This is a genomic window from Paraburkholderia nodosa DSM 21604, assembly GCF_000519185.1.
GTDB lineage: Bacteria > Pseudomonadota > Gammaproteobacteria > Burkholderiales > Burkholderiaceae > Paraburkholderia > Paraburkholderia nodosa.
This window is the reverse complement of record NZ_JAFA01000051.1, coordinates 1-17,889: the sequence shown is the minus strand read 5'-3', so window position 1 is coordinate 17,889 and position 17,889 is coordinate 1. Positions and strand designations below refer to the sequence as shown.

The 17,889-nt window shown below is 66.3% G+C and carries 15 protein-coding genes and 1 pseudogene; 7 read left to right on the top strand and 9 right to left on the bottom strand.

The window, feature by feature from the left end:
- Positions 1-398 precede the first annotated feature (398 nt).
- The 7 genes from urtE to A3CW_RS0139525 form a co-directional block, all read right to left on the bottom strand.
- Entirely contained in the window at positions 399-1,094 is a 696-nt protein-coding gene (urtE, locus tag A3CW_RS0139555) for an urea ABC transporter ATP-binding subunit UrtE (RefSeq protein WP_028208472.1), read from the bottom strand.
- 22 nt (positions 1,095-1,116) lie between these two features.
- Positions 1,117-1,998 carry an urea ABC transporter ATP-binding protein UrtD gene (urtD, locus tag A3CW_RS0139550; protein WP_028208471.1) on the bottom strand — a complete coding sequence of 294 codons (882 nt, stop codon included), beginning with the start codon at positions 1,996-1,998 and terminating at the stop codon, positions 1,117-1,119.
- Complete coding sequence (gene urtC / locus A3CW_RS0139545; protein ID WP_028208470.1) at positions 1,995-3,188, bottom strand: urea ABC transporter permease subunit UrtC; 1,194 nt, start codon at positions 3,186-3,188, stop codon at positions 1,995-1,997. Before urtC ends, urtD begins: the two co-directional genes overlap by 4 nt.
- A gap of 1 nt (position 3,189) precedes the next feature.
- Positions 3,190-4,839: an urea ABC transporter permease subunit UrtB gene (gene urtB / locus A3CW_RS0139540; protein WP_051482026.1), complete on the bottom strand. Its 1,650-nt coding sequence runs from the start codon at positions 4,837-4,839 to the stop codon at positions 3,190-3,192.
- A gap of 113 nt (positions 4,840-4,952) precedes the next feature.
- Entirely contained in the window at positions 4,953-6,257 is a 1,305-nt protein-coding gene (gene urtA, locus A3CW_RS0139535; RefSeq protein WP_028208468.1) for an urea ABC transporter substrate-binding protein, read from the bottom strand.
- Positions 6,258-6,678: 421 nt separating this feature from the next.
- Complete coding sequence (locus A3CW_RS0139530) at positions 6,679-7,002, bottom strand: rhodanese-like domain-containing protein (RefSeq protein WP_028208467.1); 324 nt, start codon at positions 7,000-7,002, stop codon at positions 6,679-6,681.
- 72 nt (positions 7,003-7,074) lie between these two features.
- Complete coding sequence (locus tag A3CW_RS0139525; protein WP_028208466.1) at positions 7,075-7,728, bottom strand: protein-L-isoaspartate O-methyltransferase family protein; 654 nt, start codon at positions 7,726-7,728, stop codon at positions 7,075-7,077.
- 283 nt (positions 7,729-8,011) lie between these two features.
- Between A3CW_RS0139525 and A3CW_RS0139520 the strand changes: the two genes are divergently transcribed.
- From A3CW_RS0139520 to A3CW_RS0139495, 6 genes are all read left to right on the top strand, one after another.
- Positions 8,012-9,076, top strand: coding sequence for a LacI family DNA-binding transcriptional regulator (locus tag A3CW_RS0139520; protein WP_028208465.1), 1,065 nt, complete (start codon positions 8,012-8,014; stop codon positions 9,074-9,076).
- A 112-nt stretch (positions 9,077-9,188) separates the two neighbouring features.
- Positions 9,189-10,676 carry a sugar ABC transporter ATP-binding protein gene (locus A3CW_RS0139515; protein ID WP_028208464.1) on the top strand — a complete coding sequence of 496 codons (1,488 nt, stop codon included), beginning with the start codon at positions 9,189-9,191 and terminating at the stop codon, positions 10,674-10,676.
- Positions 10,657-11,679 (top strand): ABC transporter permease, encoded by a 1,023-nt coding sequence (locus A3CW_RS0139510; RefSeq protein WP_028208463.1) that lies wholly within the window; start codon positions 10,657-10,659, stop codon positions 11,677-11,679. Before A3CW_RS0139515 ends, A3CW_RS0139510 begins: the two co-directional genes overlap by 20 nt.
- A 101-nt stretch (positions 11,680-11,780) precedes the next feature.
- Positions 11,781-12,749 carry a substrate-binding domain-containing protein gene (locus A3CW_RS0139505; RefSeq protein ID WP_028208462.1) on the top strand — a complete coding sequence of 323 codons (969 nt, stop codon included), beginning with the start codon at positions 11,781-11,783 and terminating at the stop codon, positions 12,747-12,749.
- 14 nt (positions 12,750-12,763) lie between these two features.
- Positions 12,764-13,813: a sugar phosphate isomerase/epimerase family protein gene (locus tag A3CW_RS0139500; protein WP_028208461.1), complete on the top strand. Its 1,050-nt coding sequence runs from the start codon at positions 12,764-12,766 to the stop codon at positions 13,811-13,813.
- Between the two features lie 25 nt (positions 13,814-13,838).
- Entirely contained in the window at positions 13,839-14,987 is a 1,149-nt protein-coding gene (locus A3CW_RS0139495) for a Gfo/Idh/MocA family protein (RefSeq protein WP_035515312.1), read from the top strand.
- Between the two features lie 30 nt (positions 14,988-15,017).
- On the opposite strand, the gene A3CW_RS0139490 is transcribed toward A3CW_RS0139495, so the two are convergent.
- Both A3CW_RS0139490 and A3CW_RS0139485 read right to left on the bottom strand, forming a co-directional pair.
- On the bottom strand, positions 15,018-16,184 hold the full coding sequence (locus A3CW_RS0139490) for an ABC transporter substrate-binding protein (protein WP_028208459.1): 1,167 nt from the start codon (positions 16,182-16,184) through the stop codon (positions 15,018-15,020).
- A 167-nt stretch (positions 16,185-16,351) separates the two neighbouring features.
- Positions 16,352-17,293, bottom strand: a complete 942-nt coding sequence (locus tag A3CW_RS0139485) for a CysB family HTH-type transcriptional regulator (RefSeq protein WP_028208458.1) — start codon at positions 17,291-17,293, stop codon at positions 16,352-16,354.
- 247 nt (positions 17,294-17,540) lie between these two features.
- Here A3CW_RS0139485 and A3CW_RS49120 point away from each other — a divergent pair.
- Positions 17,541-17,889: pseudogene (locus tag A3CW_RS49120) on the top strand (nitrite/sulfite reductase); the annotation flags it as partial.

The following is a 17,889-nucleotide window of genomic DNA, read 5'->3' as shown; positions in this document are numbered from 1 at the left end:
GCGGTATGCGCCAACTGGCGGGCAGCGAGCGTGCCGACGCTGCGGTCGGCGAGGGGCGGGTGGTTATGTCGCTTTGGTGTACAGCGGCGAGGCTGGTTGTCGCGAGGCAGCGTAGGAGCGGTTGACGTCCCGTGGCTTTGCATCTGCGCTTTGTAAGCGCGCCCAACCCGTTGAGTTGAGACCGAAACGATACGCTTACCTGGATCAGATGGATAAGGCCGGTCACGGGTGACGACGATACTGGTACACCGTTGGGACCCAGGGAGATGCCTGGACAGTCGCTACGCGCGATGGGCAGCTGTCCGCGCATTTTGAGCGCACCGTAGCCGTTACCCGGGACGGCGTAGCGGTATAACGGGAGAGGTCTTCACTCATCGGGAAGTCGAAGCTCTCAGGCTTCACACCGCGATCAACTCCCGCACCCCATCCGCATCCATGCTTGCGCCGGCACCGCCCGCCACGATTTCGCCGCGGCTCATCACCCAGTAGCGGTCCGCAATGGCCTTGGCGAAGTCGTAGTACTGCTCGACCAGCAGCACCGTCATGTGCCTCTCTTCCACGAGCCGCCGCAGCGTGCGGCCGATGTCCTGGATGATCGAAGGCTGGATGCCTTCGGTAGGCTCATCGAGTATGAGCAGCTGCGGATCGCTCATCAGCGCGCGGCCGATGGCGAGCTGCTGCTGCTGGCCGCCCGAGAGGTCGCCGCCGCGCCGCGCCTTCATGTCCTTGAGCACGGGAAAGAGTTCGTAGATATGGGCAGGCACGCTTGACGGCATGCGCTTCTTGCTCGCCGCGCCCACCAGCAGATTCTCTTCGACGCTCAGGCGCGGAAAGATATCGCGCCCTTGCGGCACGTACGCGAGGCCCTGAGCCACCCGCGCATGCGTGGGCAACTTCGTGAGCGCCTCGCCGCGCCACGCGATCGAGCCGTTCTTCGTCGGCACGACGCCCATGAGGCAGCGCAGCAGCGTGGTCTTGCCCACGCCGTTGCGGCCGAGCAGCACGGTGAGTTCGCCCTCGGGCACCGTCATCGAGACGTTGCGCAGGATGTGGCTGCCGCCATAGTACTGATTCAGCGATTCGATAGTTAGCATGGCTGATATTGTCGAAACGGCCCTAGCGGCCCAGATACGATTCGATGACCGCTTCGTCGCGCTTTACGTCCTCGAGCGTGCCGTGCGCGAGCACGCTGCCTTCGGCCATCACCGTGACGCGCCCGGTATCCCCCGCGAGCGCGGCGACGAACTCCATGTCGTGCTCGACCACCATCATCGAGCAGCTGCCGCGCAGGCGGTTGAGGAGCGTGGCGAGTTCCATGGTTTCGTCGTCGGTCATGCCGGCGGCGGGCTCGTCGAGCAACAGCAGTTGCGGCTTTTGCATGAGCAGCATGCCGATTTCGAGCCGCTGCTTCTGGCCGTGCGATAGCTCGCCCGCGAGGCGTCGCGCGTCGCTCTCCAGCCGGATCACCTCGAGCGTCTCCTCGATCTTCGCCTGCGCCTCGCGCCCCAAGCGCGCGCGCAGCGTGGCGAACCAGCCCTTGTCGGCCTTCATCGCGAGTTCGAGGTTCTCCCAGACGGGATGCTGCTCGAACACGGTGGGCTTCTGGAACTTGCGGCCAATGCCCGCGCGCGCGATGGCCGGCTCGTTCATGCGCGTGAGGTCGAGCGTCTGCCCGAGGAACACCTTGCCCGAATCGGGCGCGGTCTTGCCGGTGATGACATCCATCATCGTGGTCTTGCCCGCGCCGTTCGGGCCGATCACGCAGCGCAGCTCGCCCGCGTCGATCACGAGCGAAAGCTTGTTGAGCGCGCGAAAGCCGTCGAAGCTCACGGTCACGTCTTCGAGATACAGGATCGTGCCGTGCGAGATGTCGATCGCGCCGGGTTCGACCACGTGCCCGAGCTCCGCCACGCCGGAGAGGGCGATTTCGTCGTACTTGAGGGCGTCGTCGAAGGGGTTGTGGTTGAGCGGGTCGCTGATCACGCTGTGTCCGTTCATGGGCGTTCGCTCCGCGTGGTGATCCGGTTCCGGATGAGTTCGATGAGCCCCATGATGCCGTTGGGCAACAGCAGCGGCACGAGCACAAACATCAGGCCGAGGAAGAACAGCCAGTACTCGGCGAAATGCGCGGTGAAGAAGCTCTTTGCGCCGTTCACGGCGAACGCGCCGATGATCGGCCCGATGAGCGTGCCGCGTCCGCCCACGGCCACCCAGATCGCCATTTCGATCGAGTTGCCGGGCGACATCTCGCTCGGGTTGATGATGCCGACCTGCGGCACATAAAGCGCGCCCGCGATGCCGCACAGGACCGCGGAGATGGTCCACACGAACAGCTTGTAGCCAAGCGGGCTGTAGCCGAGAAACATGAGGCGCGTTTCGCCGTCGCGCACCGCACTCACCACACGCCCGAGCTTCGAGGTGACGATGGCGCGCGCGCCGAGAAACGCGAGCACGAGCACGGCGAATGTCAGCAGGAACAGCACGGTGCGCGTGCCCGGATGCGTGATCGGCATGCCCGCGATGCGCTTGAAGTCGGTGAAGCCGTTGTTGCCGCCGAAGCCCGTTTCGTTGCGATAGAACAGCAGCATCGCGGCGAAGGTCATGGCCTGCGTGATGATCGAGAGGTACACGCCCTTCACGCGCGAGCGGAACGTGAAGAAGCCGAATACCCAGGCGACCACGGCCGGCACGAGCACGACGAGCAGGAGCGCATAGCCGAGGTGCTGCGTGCCTTGCCAGTACCACGGCAGCGCATGCCAGTCGAGAAACACCATGAAGTCGGGCAGATCGCTGCCGTACTTGCCGTCGTGACCGATCTCGCGCATGAGGTACATGCCGATGGCGTAGCCGCCCAGCGCGAAGAAGAGGCCGTGCCCGAGGCTCAGAATGCCGCAATAGCCCCATACGAGATCGAGCGCGAGCGCGGCGATCGCATAGCACATGAGCTTGCCGCCCAGCGTCATCGCATACGCAGAAAGATGCAGCGCGCTCGCTTGCGGTAGCACCAGCGCGCAAAGCGGCACCCCCACGCCGATGACGAGGATCAGCACGATGAGCGCGAGCCAGGCGCGCGGCGAGAGCAGGGCCGGCCGCGCGGGCAAGCCGAGGGCGAACGTTTCGGCGCTGTCGCCCGAAGCCCGCGAGGCGCCCAGCGTGTGACGCGCGGAAGAGGAAGTGACGCTCGTCATGTCATGCCTCCGCGCTGCGGCCCTTGAGGGCGAAAAGCCCCTGCGGACGCTTCTGGATGAAGAGCACGATCAGCACGAGCACGGCGATCTTCGCGAGCACGGCGCCCCAGAACGGCTCGATGGCCTTGGAGACGAGCCCGAGACCGAAGCCGCCGAGCACGGTGCCCGCAATCTGCCCGACGCCGCCCAGCACCACGGCCATGAACGAATCGATGATGTAGCTCTGGCCCAGATCGGGACCGACGTTGCCGATCTGCGAGAGCGCGCAGCCGCCAAGGCCCGCCACGCCCGCGCCGAAAGCGAAGGCCCAAGCATCCACGCGCGCGGTGCGCACGCCCACGCAGGCGGCCATGCGGCGGTTTTGCGTGACGGCGCGCACGAACAGGCCAAGACGCGTCTTGGTGAGGACGCTCCACGCGATGCCCACCACGATCAGCGAGAACGCGAGGATCGCGAGGCGGTTGTACGGCAGGATGAGGTTGGGCATGACGGCGACGCCGCCGCTCATCCACGAGGGGTTTTCGACCTGCACGTTCTGCGCGCCGAAGATCATGCGCGTGGCCTGAATGAGAATGAGGCTGATGCCGAACGTGGTGAGGAGCGTCTCGAGCGGGCGGCCATAGAGGTGGCGGATCACGAGCCGCTCGATCACCGCGCCCACCAGCGCGGCGACGACGAACGAAGCGGGAATCGCGAAGAGCGGATACCAGTCGAACGCGCCGGGCGCATAGCGCTGCACGAGCGTTTGCACGACATAGGTTGCGTACGCACCGATCATCAGGAACTCGCCGTGCGCCATGTTGATGACGCCGATGAGCCCATAGGTGATGGCGAGGCCGAGCGCCGCGAGCAGCAGCACGCTGCCAAGCGACAGGCCCGCGAACAGCGTGCCGGCGATCTCGCTGCGGCGCTGGATGGCGTCGAGCGCGTCGATACCCTGAAGCGCCGCGGCGCGCACATCGGCATCGGGCTCGTTGTACGCGCCGCTCGCGTTCTTCGCGAGGAGCGGGCGCAGCAGTTCGTACATGTCGAGATCGCGGCGCGCCGCGACGAGCTTCGCCGCCTCGAGGCGCGTGACCGCATTCGGGTCGTGCAGCGCGGTCATCGCCCAGAGCGTGTCGAGACGGCGCTTGAGCGCCGGGTCGGTTTCCTTCGCGCGCGCGGCATCGATCATCGGCTTCATGGCCGGGTCGGGGTTCTTCAGCAACCCGTTGATGGCCGCCCGGCGCGTTTCCAGATCGGGCGAGGCGAGTTGCAGGCCCGAGACCGCGCCCGCGACCTTCGAGCGCAACAGGTTGTTCAGCGTGATGGGCTGCGCGCTCGAAGCGACGTTTGCGGCGACGGGCTGGCCCGTTGCGGCGTCATGCGCGCCTTGTCCATCCGCGCCATCCTGCACGAGCACTTCGCCGGCATCGGTTGCCGTGACGGTGTCGTCGGCGAGCGCTTTGAGGAGCGCAAGCGACGCGGCGTCGTGCGTCGCGATGAGCTTGTCGATGGCCGCGGATTTCGCGTCGAAATCGTCGCCGCCGAGCGGCGCGACGTCGGCCGCTTCGAGTGCGTGCGCGCATGTGCATAGCGCCGTGAAGAGCGCAGCCGCGGCGAGCGCGTGGCGCAAGCCCGCGCGCGCGTACCTCGGGAGTGAGAGAGCCATGATATTTTCTTTTTGGTGCGGGCGACAGCAACAGCCTGGCCGTTACGCTGCGGCCCGTAGACGGGGCACGCGAGCGCGCGCCACATTGCGGCGCGGCGCTCGCGAAGACAACGTCAGGCCACGCGCGAGCGGCGCAGGAAGGCGGGCAGCGCGTTCGAGGTGACCACGTCGGGCTTGCCTTCGTTGCCGGCGATGAACGGGCTCCACGGCTGCGCGCGCACGGCGGTCTTCGTTTTCCACACGACGTTGAACTGGCCGTCGCCGCGAATCTCGCCGATCATCACCGGCTTGTGCAGGTGATGATTGCCGTCCATCGTGAGCGTGAAGCCCGAGGGCGCCGCCACGGTCTGGCCGATCATGGCCACGCGCACCTTGTCGACGTCGGTGCTCTTCGCCTTTTCCACGGCCTGCTTCCACATATGGATGCCCACGAAGGTCGCTTCCATCGGGTCGTTGGTCACGCGTTTGCTGCCGCCGGGCAGGTTGTTCGCCTGCACCCAGGCTTCGAACTGTTCCTTGAACTTCGTGTTGTTGGGGCCTTTCACCGACATGAAGTAGTTCCACGCCGCGAGGTGCCCCACGAGCGGCTTCGTGTCGATGCCGCGCAGCTCCTCCTCGCCCACGGAGAACGCGACTACGGGCACGTCGGTCGCCTTGATGCCCTGGTTGCCGAGCTCCTTGTAGAACGGCACGTTCGAGTCGCCGTTGATGGTCGACACGACGGTGGTCTTGCCGCCTTGCGAGAACGTCTTGATGTTCGCGACGATGGTCTGATAGTCGCTATGGCCGAACGGCGTGTAGACCTCCTGAATATCGCTGTCCTTCACGCCCTTCGAGTGCAGAAAAGACCGCAGGATCTTGTTGGTCGTACGTGGATACACATAGTCGGTGCCGAGCAGGAAGAAGCGCTTCGCGCCGCCGCCTTCGGCGCTCATCAGGTATTCCACCGCGGGAATGGCCTGCTGGTTGGGCGCCGCGCCCGTGTAGAACACGTTGCGCGACATTTCTTCCCCTTCGTATTGCACGGGGTAGTAGAGCAGGCCGTTGAGCTCCTCGAACACCGGCAGCACCGACTTGCGCGACACCGAGGTCCAGCAGCCGAACACGCAGGCCACCTTGTCCTGCGTGAGGAGCTGGCGCGCCTTTTCGGCGAAGAGCGGCCAGTTCGAGGCGGGATCGACCACCACGGGCTGGATCTGACGCCCCATCACGCCGCCGTTCTTGTTGATGTCGGCGATCGTCATCAACGCGGTGTCTTTCAGTGAGGTCTCCGAAATGGCCATCGTGCCCGAGAGCGAATGCAGGATGCCGACCTTGATCGGCCCGCTGCCGGTGTCCGCGTGCGCGAACGGCATGCGCCCCGCAGCCGCGAGTGCGCCCGACATCGTCCCGAGTTTCAACAGACTGCGACGTTTCATTTTTGTGCCTCTTGTCCGTGAGTGAGTCGTGGGCCGTGGCGCGTGGTCGTTTGTCGTCTTGCGCGCCGCCCGGTGTGTGTGGCGTGTCTTGCGCACACCCTTCTGCAAGCGTTGTGCCAGCGCGAAGGGAAAGCGCCAGGCTTGCCCCATCAGGCGCGCGGCGATGCGGGGCGCATCGGCGGCCACACAATGGGCGGGCGATTGTGGTGCAATGAGATGCATGTTCGGGCGCGCTGCATCGTCTCAGTGCGCGCATGCATGAAGCGGGACGAACGGTGCGGCACGGCGCGCTGCATCGTTGTGCATGAGGGGCGTGCGGGTGCTGCACGCCGTGGGCCGAAGCGGGCGGCCCAGAAATGACAAAGGGCGCGGCCTGAGCCGCGCCCTTTCGCGCCTTTTCGTTAAGCTGGTGTGCGCCTGCCTAGTACGTCGGCACCTTGGGGTCGACCTGACGCGACCAGGCGTCGATGCCGCCTTGCAGGTTGAACACCTTCGTGTAGCCGCGCGACTCGAGGAACATCGCCACCTGGGCGCTGCGTGCGCCGTGGTGGCAAATGCAGACGATCTGCGCCTCGTCGTCCAGTTCCTCGCTGCGCGCGGGGATCTCGCGCATGGGGATCGACAGGCTGCCGGCGATCTTTGCCGTTTCGATTTCCCACGGCTCGCGCACGTCGAGCAGTACGGGAGTCTCGCGCGAGGTGTCGGCAAGCCATTCGGCGAGGGCGGGGGCGGTCAGATTCTGCATGGAACACTCAATCGGGTAAGTAAGCCGGGCTGCCGTGCATGGAACCCGGCGATGCGGCAGGTTGGCAGCGCCTTAGAACTTGAAGCGCGGCGGATGCACGGCGTTCTGCAGCGGCTCGACATACGTTTCGAACACGCCGGCAATGCGGAACTGCTTTTCGTCGATGCGCGTGATGATCTGCGCTTCCATGACGGGCGCGCCGCCCACGAAAGCGGCCAGACGCCCGCCCACCTTGAGCTGCTCGAGCAATTCCTGCGGCACGACCGGCAGGCCGCCCGAGACGCAGATCACGTCGTACGGCGCATTCGCGGCCCAGCCGCGTGCGCCGTCGCCGACCACGACTTCGGCGTTCAGCACGCCGTTCTTGACGAAGTTCGCGCGCGCGAATTCGGCGAGTTCCGTGTCGATCTCCACGCTCAGCACTTTCTGCGCCCGGTGCGCAAGCAGCGCCGCCATGTAGCCGGAGCCCGCGCCGATTTCCAGCACGCTCTCATGCTTCTTCACCGCGAGTTCCTGCAGCACGCGCGCTTCGACGCGCGGCGCCATCATGTGCTGGCCGTTCGGCAGCGGCACCTCGAGGTCGGCGAACGCGAGGGCGGTATAGACCTCGGGGACGAAATGCTCACGCTTGACGATCGAGAGCAGGTTCAGCACGTCCTGGTCGAGCACTTCCCAGGGGCGAATCTGCTGTTCGATCATGTTGAAACGCGCTTGTTCGATGTTCATGGTGACTCGGCGTTGTGGTCGGGATCGGTTCGGGTCGAAGCCCGGCAAAAAGGGCGTCGGGCAATCGGAGAATTGTAGCAAACCGGCTTCTGGCCTGGCCGTGCCGACGGCAGCGGGAGGGGGTTCCGGGGGCATTAGCGGATCGGTGTTTGTCCTGGCTTCATGCGCCTTGCGGTTTTGCGGTTCTCGTACCAAAAATGTAATCGATTACATTTTGACGCGTCCGAACGGCTCACGCCGCGGCCGTCGCAGGTTTCCGAACCGGTCACGATCGCCTTCGCCCATGTCCGCCCGCTCGTCCCGATCAGCGCAACCGCAACAGGAAGACGCCAGCGCCGACACCGCCGCGCGCGGCGGCTCGATCGCGGCGGTGGCGCTGCGCGCGGGCGTCTCGGTTGCGACGGTCTCGCGCGTGCTCAACGGCCATGCGAACGTGCGCGCCGCGACCCGCGAGCGCGTGCTCGCCGAGATCGAGACGAGCGGCTACCGCGTAAACGAACTCGCGCGCAACCTGCGCACCGCCGAAAGCCGCCTGCTCCTGACGATGGTGCCCGACTTCGGCAACCCTTTTTACGCGGAGATCGTGCGCGGCATCGACAGCGTCGCGCGCCAGCACGGCTTTTTCCTGCTGCTGTGCGACACGGGCGCCGACGCCGGCCGCGAGCGCAGCTACTTCGACCTGCTGCGCCGCCATCGCGCGGACGGGGCGATCTGCCTCGACCCGGCGACCGTGCAGCACGCGCTAGCGGCCGAATCGACGGCGCTGCCGTGGGTGGCGTGCTGCGAGTTCGACCCGGACGTGGGCGTGCCGTATGTGGGCATCGACAACTACCGGGCCGCGCATGACGCGGTGCGGCATCTGATCGCGCGGGGGCGGCGACGTGTCGCGCTCATCAACTCCGACGAGCACTACCTCTACGCACAGCAGCGCCGCGACGGCTGGCGCGATGCGCTCGGCGAAGCGGGCATCGCGCTGCGCGACGCCTGGCGCGTGAATGTGAACTGCCTCGACTACGACGCGGGCGCGCAGGCCGCCGCCGCGCTCATGCAGTTGCCGGCAGGCGAGGCGCCCGACGCGATCTTCGCGGTGTCGGACACGCTCGCGGTGGGCGTGGTCAACGGACTGCGCGGCGCGGGGCGGCGCGTGCCGCACGACGTCGCCGTGGTCGGCTTCGACGATATCGCGCTCGCCGCGCAGATCGACCCGCCGCTCACGACGATCGCGCAGCCCATGCGGGAGCTGGGCGAGACCGCCGCGCGCCTGTTGCTGCGGCGTTTCGCCGACCCGCGCGCGAGCGTGCCGGGCGTGCTGCTGCCGCATCGGCTGGTGGTGCGTGAGAGCGGGTGAAGTCAAAAAAACGCAAGCGAACACATAGCAGGGGAGACCAGCGGCGTGATGGTGGGTGGCGCAAGCCGCCCGCCGGAGCCCGCCGACAAAGCCACTGGAGGAGCGCACGCGCATGAGCGTCGCCGTGAAGTTCAACGACATCCGCAAGGACTTCGGTCCCGTGCGCGTGCTGTACGGCGTGAGCTTCGAGCTCGCGCCAGGGCGCATTCATGGGCTGCTGGGCGAGAACGGCGCGGGCAAGTCCACGCTCATGAAGATCCTCGCGGGCTACGAAAACGCGAGCGCGGGCGAGATGCTGGTGGACGGCGTGGCGCGCCGCTTCGAAGGTTCGCGCGAGGCCGAAGCCGCCGGCATCGTGCTGATCCACCAGGAGTTCAACCTGGCCGAGCACCTGACGATCGCGCAGAACATCTTCCTCGGCCACGAGAAGCGCAAAGGCTGGCTCGTCGACGACACCGCCATGCGCCGCGAAGCGCGCGAACTGCTCGCGCAGGTGGGGCTTTCGCGCGACCCGGACGTGAAGGTGCGCGACCTGATCGTCGCCGAGAAACAGCTCGTGGAGATCGCCAAGGCGCTCTCGCGGCACGCGCGCCTGCTCATCATGGACGAGCCCACGGCCACGCTCACGCCCGCCGAAACCGCGCGCCTTTTCGCGCTGATGACGAAGCTGCGCGCCGCGGGCACGACGCTCGTCTACATCTCGCACAAGCTCGACGAGGTGGAGAAGATCACCGACGACGTGGTCGTGATGCGCGACGGCCGCTTCGTGGCCGCGAGCGCGACGGCGGGTCTTGCGCGCCAGCAGATGGCGAACCTCATGGTGGGCCGCGACGTTTCCGACATGTTTCCGGAGAAGAGCGAAGCGCCCGAGATTGCTCCCGTCGCGCTGCGCGTGACGAACCTCGCCGTGCCGGGCTGGGTCGAGGATCTGAGCTTCGAGGTACGCGCGGGCGAGATTCTCGGCTTCGCGGGGCTCGTGGGCGCGGGGCGCAGCGAGGCGTTCGAGGCGATCGTGGGCTTGCGCCACAAGCACGCGGGCGAGATCGAGATCGACGGCCGCGCCGTGACGCTGCGTCACCCGCGCGACGCGATGCGCCATGGCCTCACGTACCTGAGCGAAGACCGCAAGGGCCGCGGCCTGCACATGAACCTTACGCTGCAGGACAACCTCACGCTCATGACGCTCGAGCGCTACGGCCATCCGCTGCTCGACCTCAAGGCGGGCCGCCGCGCGCTGGAGAAGGCGGTGCGCGAATTCGGCATCCGCACCGGCGACCTCGACAGCCGCGCGCGCATGCTCTCGGGCGGCAACCAGCAGAAGCTCGCGCTCGCCAAGTTCCTGCAGCCGGACCCGCGCGTGATCGTGCTCGATGAGCCCACGCGCGGCGTGGACGTGGGCGCGAAGCGCGACATCTATTTCCTGATCCAGCGGCTCGCGGCCTCGGGCCGCGCGGTCGTCGTGATCTCGTCCGAGCTGGTCGAGCTGATCGGGCTCGCGCATCGCGTGGCCGTGATGCGCGCGGGCCGGCTCGTCGCCACGCTCGGGCACGAACATCTGAACGAAGAGGAGCTGATCGCTCATGCAACCGGCACCCACTGACGCGGCGTCCGAAGGCCGTGGCGCGCGCTCGGCCGCAGCGCGATTCGTGCACCGGCTCGCGGGCGTCGGCCCGCTCATCGGCCTGATCCTGCTGTGCGTGCTCGGCACGCTGCTCAACCGCGATTTCGCCACCGCCGGCAACCTGCTCAACGTGCTCACGCGCACCTCGTTCATCGGCATCATTTCCGTGGGCATGACGTTCGTGATCATTTCGGGCGGCATCGATCTTTCGGTCGGCTCGATGGCCGCGCTGATCGCGGGCGTGATGATCTGGGTAATGAATACGCTGGCCGCGAGCGAACACGCGTTAGCCCCTTTGGCCATCGTCGCGATCGGCATTGCGATCGCGCTCGTGCTCGGCGCGGTGTTCGGTCTTGCGCATGGCTTGCTGATCACGCGCGGGCGTATCGAGCCTTTCATCGTCACGCTCGGCACGCTCGGCATCTTCCGCTCGGTGCTGACCTGGCTCGCCGATGGCGGCGCGCTCACGCTGCAGAACAATCTCGTCGACTTCTACGGGCCGGTCTATTACGCGAGCCTCTTTGGCATTCCGGTGCCCGTGTGGGTGTTCGCGCTCACGGCGGCGGGCGGCGCGCTCATTCTCAACCGCACGGCGTTCGGGCGGCACGTGCAGGCGATCGGCTCGAACGAGCAGGTCGCGCGCTATGCGGCGATCCGCGTCGATCGCGTGAAGTGTGCGACCTACGTGCTGCTGGGCGTGTGCGTGGGCGTGGCGACAGTGCTCTATGTGCCGCGCCTCGGTTCCGCGACGCCGACTACGGGCTTGTTGTGGGAACTGGAGGCGATCGCCGCCGTGGTGGTGGGCGGCACGGCGCTCAAGGGCGGCGAAGGGCGCGTGGCGGGCACCGTGGTGGGCGCGGTGCTGCTCTCGGTCATCGCCAATATTCTCAATCTCACGAGCATCATCAGCGTGTATCTGAACGCGGCGGTGCAGGGCGTGGCGATCATCGCGGTGGCCTTCCTGCAGCGTGGCAGACGGTAAGGATATCGAAGCAGATCTGGCAGGGCGGTGGGGAAGTCGAAGGAGGCAGCGAAAACTCAACGCAAGAACGGGCGCTGGCCCGCACGATAGGAGACGGCATCATGAAGAAGATGATTCGAACGATGTGTGCGGGCGCGCTGGCGCTTGGCGTAGCGGCGACGTTCGGTGCGGGCGCGGCGCGCGCCGACGACAAGGTCACGCTGGGCGTGGCGATTCCCACGGCCGACCATGGCTTCACGGGCGGCATCGTGTGGTGGGCGAACGAGGCGAAGAAGGACCTCGAAAAGGCGCACCCCGACCTCAAGGTCATCGTCAAGACGGCGGCGAACGCGCCCGATCAGGCGAACCAGTTGCAGGACCTCGTGACCGTCAACAAGATCAACGCGCTCGTGATCTTCCCGTATGAATCGGCTTCGCTCACGCAGCCGGTCGCGCAGGTGAAGAAGCAGGGCGTGTACGTGACGGTGGTCGATCGTGGCCTGACCGACACGAGCGCGCAGGATGCCTATGTGGCCGGCGACAACACGGCGTTCGGCAAGATCCCCGCCGAATATCTCGCGAAGCAGTTGGGCGGCAAGGGCGATATCGTCGCGCTGCGCGGCATTCCCACCACGCTCGACAACGAGCGCTGGACCGCGTTCACGTCGGTGCTCAAGGGCGATCCCGGCATCAAGATCCTCGACGCGAAGTACGCGAACTGGAACCGCGACGACGCGTTCCGCACGATGCAGGACTACCTTACGCGCTTCAAGCACATCGACGCCGTCTGGGCCGCCGACGACGACATGGCCGTGGGCGTGCTCAAGGCGATCGATCAGGCCAAACGCAACGACATCAGGATCGTGTTCGGCGGTGCGGGGTCGAAGGAGATGGTCAAGCGCGTGATGGACGGCGACCCGCTCATCAAGGCCGATGTGTCGTACTCGCCGAAGTTCATCTACGACGCGATCAAGCTCACGGCCGAAGCGCGTTTGCAGGGCAAGTCGCTGCCGCCCACGACGATCATCCCTTCGGTGCTGATCACCAAGGAGAACGCGAAGCAGTTCTACTTCCCCGATTCGCCGTTCTGAGGACGGGGCTTGCGATGAAGACGATCAAAGGCCCAGCGATATTCCTCGCGCAGTTTCTCGGCGACGACGCGCCGTTCGACAGTTTCGCGCACATGGCCGGCTGGGCGGCCCAGCTCGGCTACAAGGGCATCCAGGTGCCCACCGATGCGCGCCTCGTCGATCTCGCGCAGGCCGCGTCGAGCGTGGCGTACTGCGACGACCTGCGCCAGCAGGCCGACGACGCGGGCGTGACAATCACCGAGCTTTCCACGCATCTGCAAGGACAACTCGTGGCCGTGCATCCCGCCTACGACACGCTGTTCGACGGCTTCGCGCCGCCGCAGGTGCGCGGCGATCGCGAAGCGCGCACGGCGTGGGCCGTCGAGCAGTTGATGCTGGCCGCGCGCGCCTCGAAGAATCTGGGGCTTGCCGCGCACGTGACGTTTTCGGGCGCGCTGGCGTGGCCGTACTTCTATCCGTGGCCGCAGCGGCCGGCGGGGCTCGTCGAAGCCGCCTTCGATGAACTCGCGCGCCGCTGGCGGCCGATTCTCGACGCGTTCGATGCGGCGGGCGTCGACGTTTGCTACGAACTGCATCCAGGCGAGGATCTGCACGATGGCGTGACATTCGAGCGCTTTCTTGCGGCAGTGGGCGATCATCCGCGCGCGAACATCCTCTACGACCCGAGCCACTTCGTGCTGCAGCAGCTCGATTACCTCGCGTTCATCGACATCTATCACGCGCGCATCAAGGCCTTTCACGTGAAGGACGCCGAATTCCGCCCCACGGGCAAACAAGGTGTGTACGGCGGCTATAGCGGTTGGGTGGAGCGCGCGGGACGCTTTCGCTCGCTCGGCGACGGGCAGATCGACTTCGGCGCGATTTTCTCGAAGCTCACGCAGTACGACTATCCGGGCTGGGCGGTGCTCGAATGGGAGTGCGCCCTCAAGCATCCGCACGATGGCGCGCGCGAAGGCGCGGAGTTCATCAGGCGGCACCTCATCCGCGTGGCCGGGCGCGCGTTCGACGACTTCGCGGGCAGCGGCGTCGATGCGGCGCAGGTGAGGGGCGTGCTGGGCCTTTGAACGCGATTCTCTGAGGAGCTACGCAATGTCTCGAAGACTCAGGCTCGGGATGGTCGGCGGCGGCGAGGGGGCGTTCATCGGCGCCGTGCATCGCATCGCGGCGCGTCTCGACGATGGTTTCGAACTCGTCGCGGGCGCACTGTCGTCCGATGCGGCGCGCGCGCAGTCGAGCGCCGAGGCGCTCGGCCTCGCGCGCAGCTACGCCCACTGGCGCGAGATGGCGAGCGTGGAAGGCGCGCGCGAGGATGGCATCGACGCGGTGGCCATCGTCACGCCGAACCATCTGCACGCGCCGGTGGCGCATGCATTCATGGAGGCGGGCATTCACGTGATCTGCGACAAGCCGCTCGCGGTCTCGCTCGCCGAGGGCGAGGCGCTCGCGCAACACGCGCGCGACGCGAATCTCGTGTTCGCGCTCACGCATACGTATTCGGGCTATCCGCTCGCGCGCCACGCACGCGAACTGGTCGAGGCGGGTGAGATTGGCGAGGTGCGCATCGTGCAGGTCGAGTATGCGCAGGACTGGCTCGCCAATCCCGTCGAGCGCAGTGGCGCAAACCGTCAGGCGACGTGGCGCACCGATCCGGCGCTCGCGGGGCCGGCGGGATGTCTGGGCGACATCGGCACCCATGCTTATCAGCTGGCGGCGTTCGTGAGCGCGCTCGTGCCGGAATCGCTCGCGGCAGAAGTGCATACCTTCGTGCCCGGACGCCGCGTGGACGACCACGTGCAGGCCATGCTGCGCTACGCCAACGGCGCGCGCGGCATGTTGTGGGCGAGCCAGGTGGCGAGCGGCGCGGAGAACGCGTTGCGGCTGCGCGTGTATGGCACGAAGGCGAGCCTCGCGTTCGATCAGGAGGAGCCCAACCTGCTGTGGTTCACGCCGCAGGGCGGCGAGGCGCAGCGGCTCACGCGCGGCCGCGTGACGGGGGCCGCCGCGCGGCACGCCACGCGCGTGCCGCCGGGGCATCCGGAAGGTTATCTGGAGGCGTTCGCGCAGCTTTATCGCGACGCCGCCGCGCAGATCGTGGCGCGCGAGGCCGGCGATCCCGCGCCGAGCGCAAGCCGGCTACTGACGACGGTCGACGACGGCGTGGAGGGACTGCGCTTCATCGAGGCCGTGCTGGCAAGCAGCGCGGCGGGCGGTGCCTGGTGCAGCATCGTGCGGCCGTGACCCGCCGTGCGGATCAATTGAGCGAAAAGGCTATTGCCCCAGATACACGAACTTGCCCCCGCGTACCGTGCCCATCACGCTCGCGCGCTGGTCGAGACCCACGTGGTCCGTCGGGCTCGTGTTCACCATGCCGTTGGGCACGACCACTTCGTGCGCGTGCTCCAGCTCGCTGCGCAACGCCACGCGGAACGCCTCGGTGCCCGGCTGCGCGGTCTTGAGCGCGCGCGCAACCGCGTCCTGCAAGCGCGGGTACACGCCAGCCGCGTCGCCTGCGAATTGCGTGACCGTGCCCGGGCCGTACTTTGCCTCGTAGGCGTCGACGAAGGCGAGCGCCGCCTTTTGCGCCGGCTGGTCGGCCGGCAGCGTGCGCGCCACCACCACCGGCTGGGTCGGGAACAGGGTGCCTTCCACGTCCTTGCCGCCCAGCTTGATGAATTCAGGCGTGGCGATGCCGTGTGTCTGGTAGATCGGCCCCTTGTAGCCGCGCTCGATCAACGTGCGTTGCGGCAGCACGGTCGGCGTGCCTGCGCCGGCAATCAGCATGGCGTCCGGTCTGGCCGCCATCAGCTTGAGAATCTGGCCCGTCACGCTGGCGTCGGTGCGGTTGTAGCGCTCGGTCGCCACGATCTGGATGTTGCGTTCCTTCGCGTACTTCGTGAATTCGTTGAGCCAGCTGTCGCCGTAGCTGTCCGCGAAACCGATGAAGCCCACGCTCTTCACGCCGTGCGTGGCCATATAGCGCGTCATGACATCGGCCATCGCGGCATCGGTCTGCGCCATCTTGAAGGCCCACACGCGCGCGCCCTGCTGCGGTTCGACCACCGAGCCCGAGCCGACCAGCGTGATCATCGGCGTCTTGCTTTCCGCCACCGGGTCGAGCGCCGCGAGCGCCGCCGGCGTGATATTCGGCCCGACGATCACGTCCACGTGATCTTCGTTGATGAGCTTGTGGATGTTGCGCACGGCGGCGCCCGGGTCCGAGCCGTCGTCGAGCACGATGTAGTCGGCCTTCTGGCCCGCGATCGTCTCGGGCCACATCAGCATGGCGTTCTTGCTCGTGATGCCGATGACGGCAGCGGGCCCCGTGCTCGAGAGGTCGATGCCGACCTTGATGTCGGCATGCGCGGCCGGGGCGAATGTGGCGGCGGCAAGGGCGGCAGCCGCGGCGAGCGGGCGCAAAAGCGTGGACAGCTTCATCCGTTGGGTCTCCTGTCGATCAGAGTTGGCGCTTCAGCGCCTTACTCTGATCCCATGCAGAGCTGGCGAAGAGCGAAGCGAGAAGTGATGTTGTTGTATTGCGGATTTTGTCTGATTTTTCTTCCGACGCGGCCCGGTAATAGGCAAAACGGGGGCAAAACGGCCCGCTACAGCTCGTAACTCTCGTGCTCGCCCTTGAGCGCCTGCTCGATGAGCTTGCGATTCAGGCTCGGCGAAAGCAGCTCGACGAGCGTATACACATAGCTGCGCAGGTAAGCGCCCTGCTTGAGCGCGACGCGCGTGACGTTGCTGCCGAACAGATGCCCCACGGGCAGCGCGCGCAGGTGCCGGTCGCGCTCGGCGTTGAAGGCGATGTCGGCCATGATGCCGACGCCGAGGCCCAGCTCCACATAGGTCTTGATCACGTCGGCGTCGATGGCTTCCAGCACGATGTCGGGCGAGAGCGCGCGCAGGCGGAACGCGTCGTTGATCTTGGTACGCCCGGCGAACGCATTGTCGTAAGTGATCAGCGGATATTGGGCCAGATCGTCGAGCGAAAGCGGCTTGCGTTCGAGCAGCGGGTGGTCGGGCAGCATCACCGCTACGTGGTGCCACGTAAAGCAGGGCAGCGACACCAGTTCCTTGTACCCGGAGATGGCCTCGGTCGCGATGCAGAGATCGGCCTGGTCATGGAGCACCATTTCCGCGACCTGGGTGGGGCTGCCTTGCAGGATCGAGAGATGCACCTTCGGAAAGCGCCGCTTGAACTCGGCGATGGCGGCGGGCAGCGAGTAGCGCGCCTGCGTGTGCGTGGCGGCGATGGTGAGGTTGCCCTGGTCCTGCGCCGCGTAGTCCTTGCCCACGCGCTTTAAGCTCTCCACTTCCTGGAGAATGCGCTCCACCGAGGCGAGGATGATCCGGCCCGGCTCCGTGAGTGAGCGCACGCGCTTGCCGTGGCGCGTAAAGATTTCGACCCCAAGTTCGTCTTCCAGCTCGATGATCGCTTTCGAGACGCCCGGCTGGCTTGTATACAGTGCCTTGGCCGCTTCCGTGAGGTTGAAGTTCTGGCGTACCGCCTCACGCACGAAGCGGAACTGGTGCAGGTTCATAGATAACCCTTATAACCTGTTTGCATATCGACCTGATTTTTGAGTCGTTTGAAATATAAGGCGAGTTTATTACCATTCCTCCAACTTTTCCAATATGGATATCTGTTTTGGTCATTAGCAAATGACCGGCGCGGTTGAAGGCGCGGCCGCCTCTCAGGAGGCAGGACAGAGCGGAAAGAGCGAAGTCGAGAAGTCGGAGCGCGGCGTAACCGGAACGCCGCGATTGAACCAACCCTGGGGTCCCCGAATGTACCAATACGATCAGTACGACCAGACCATCGTCGACGAACGCGTCGCGCAATACAGCGACCAGGTTCGCCGCCGCCTGTCGGGCGAATTGAGCGAAGAAGAGTTCCGTCCGCTGCGCCTGCAAAACGGTCTGTACTACCAGCGCCACGCCTACATGCACCGNATCGCGATTCCGTACGGCAATCTGCGCAGCGACCAGCTCCGCATGCTCGGCACGATCGCGCGCGAGCACGACCGCGGCTATGGCCACTTCTCGACGCGCTCGAACATCCAGTACAACTGGATCAAGCTGGAAGACACGCCGGAAATCCTGCGCAAGCTGGCTTCCGTGCAGATGCACGGCATCC

What these genes read in the sequence shown, in the direction of transcription:
- urtE (WP_028208472.1), bottom strand. Translation starts at nt 1,094, where the DNA reads ATGCTAACTATCGAATCGCTGAATCAGTACTATGGCGGCAGCCACATC.
- urtA (WP_028208468.1), bottom strand. Translation starts at nt 6,257, where the DNA reads ATGAAACGTCGCAGTCTGTTGAAACTCGGGACGATGTCGGGCGCACTC.
- A3CW_RS0139505 (WP_028208462.1), top strand. Translation starts at nt 11,781, where the DNA reads ATGAAGAAGATGATTCGAACGATGTGTGCGGGCGCGCTGGCGCTTGGC.
- urtC (WP_028208470.1), bottom strand. Translation starts at nt 3,188, where the DNA reads ATGACGAGCGTCACTTCCTCTTCCGCGCGTCACACGCTGGGCGCCTCG.
- A3CW_RS0139495 (WP_035515312.1), top strand. Translation starts at nt 13,839, where the DNA reads ATGTCTCGAAGACTCAGGCTCGGGATGGTCGGCGGCGGCGAGGGGGCG.
- A3CW_RS0139530 (WP_028208467.1), bottom strand. Translation starts at nt 7,002, where the DNA reads ATGCAGAATCTGACCGCCCCCGCCCTCGCCGAATGGCTTGCCGACACC.
- A3CW_RS0139500 (WP_028208461.1), top strand. Translation starts at nt 12,764, where the DNA reads ATGAAGACGATCAAAGGCCCAGCGATATTCCTCGCGCAGTTTCTCGGC.
- A3CW_RS0139525 (WP_028208466.1), bottom strand. Translation starts at nt 7,728, where the DNA reads ATGAACATCGAACAAGCGCGTTTCAACATGATCGAACAGCAGATTCGC.
- A3CW_RS0139510 (WP_028208463.1), top strand. Translation starts at nt 10,657, where the DNA reads ATGCAACCGGCACCCACTGACGCGGCGTCCGAAGGCCGTGGCGCGCGC.
- A3CW_RS0139490 (WP_028208459.1), bottom strand. Translation starts at nt 16,184, where the DNA reads ATGAAGCTGTCCACGCTTTTGCGCCCGCTCGCCGCGGCTGCCGCCCTT.
- A3CW_RS0139515 (WP_028208464.1), top strand. Translation starts at nt 9,189, where the DNA reads ATGAGCGTCGCCGTGAAGTTCAACGACATCCGCAAGGACTTCGGTCCC.
- urtD (WP_028208471.1), bottom strand. Translation starts at nt 1,998, where the DNA reads ATGAACGGACACAGCGTGATCAGCGACCCGCTCAACCACAACCCCTTC.
- urtB (WP_051482026.1), bottom strand. Translation starts at nt 4,839, where the DNA reads ATGGCTCTCTCACTCCCGAGGTACGCGCGCGCGGGCTTGCGCCACGCG.
- A3CW_RS0139520 (WP_028208465.1), top strand. Translation starts at nt 8,012, where the DNA reads ATGTCCGCCCGCTCGTCCCGATCAGCGCAACCGCAACAGGAAGACGCC.
- A3CW_RS0139485 (WP_028208458.1), bottom strand. Translation starts at nt 17,293, where the DNA reads ATGAACCTGCACCAGTTCCGCTTCGTGCGTGAGGCGGTACGCCAGAAC.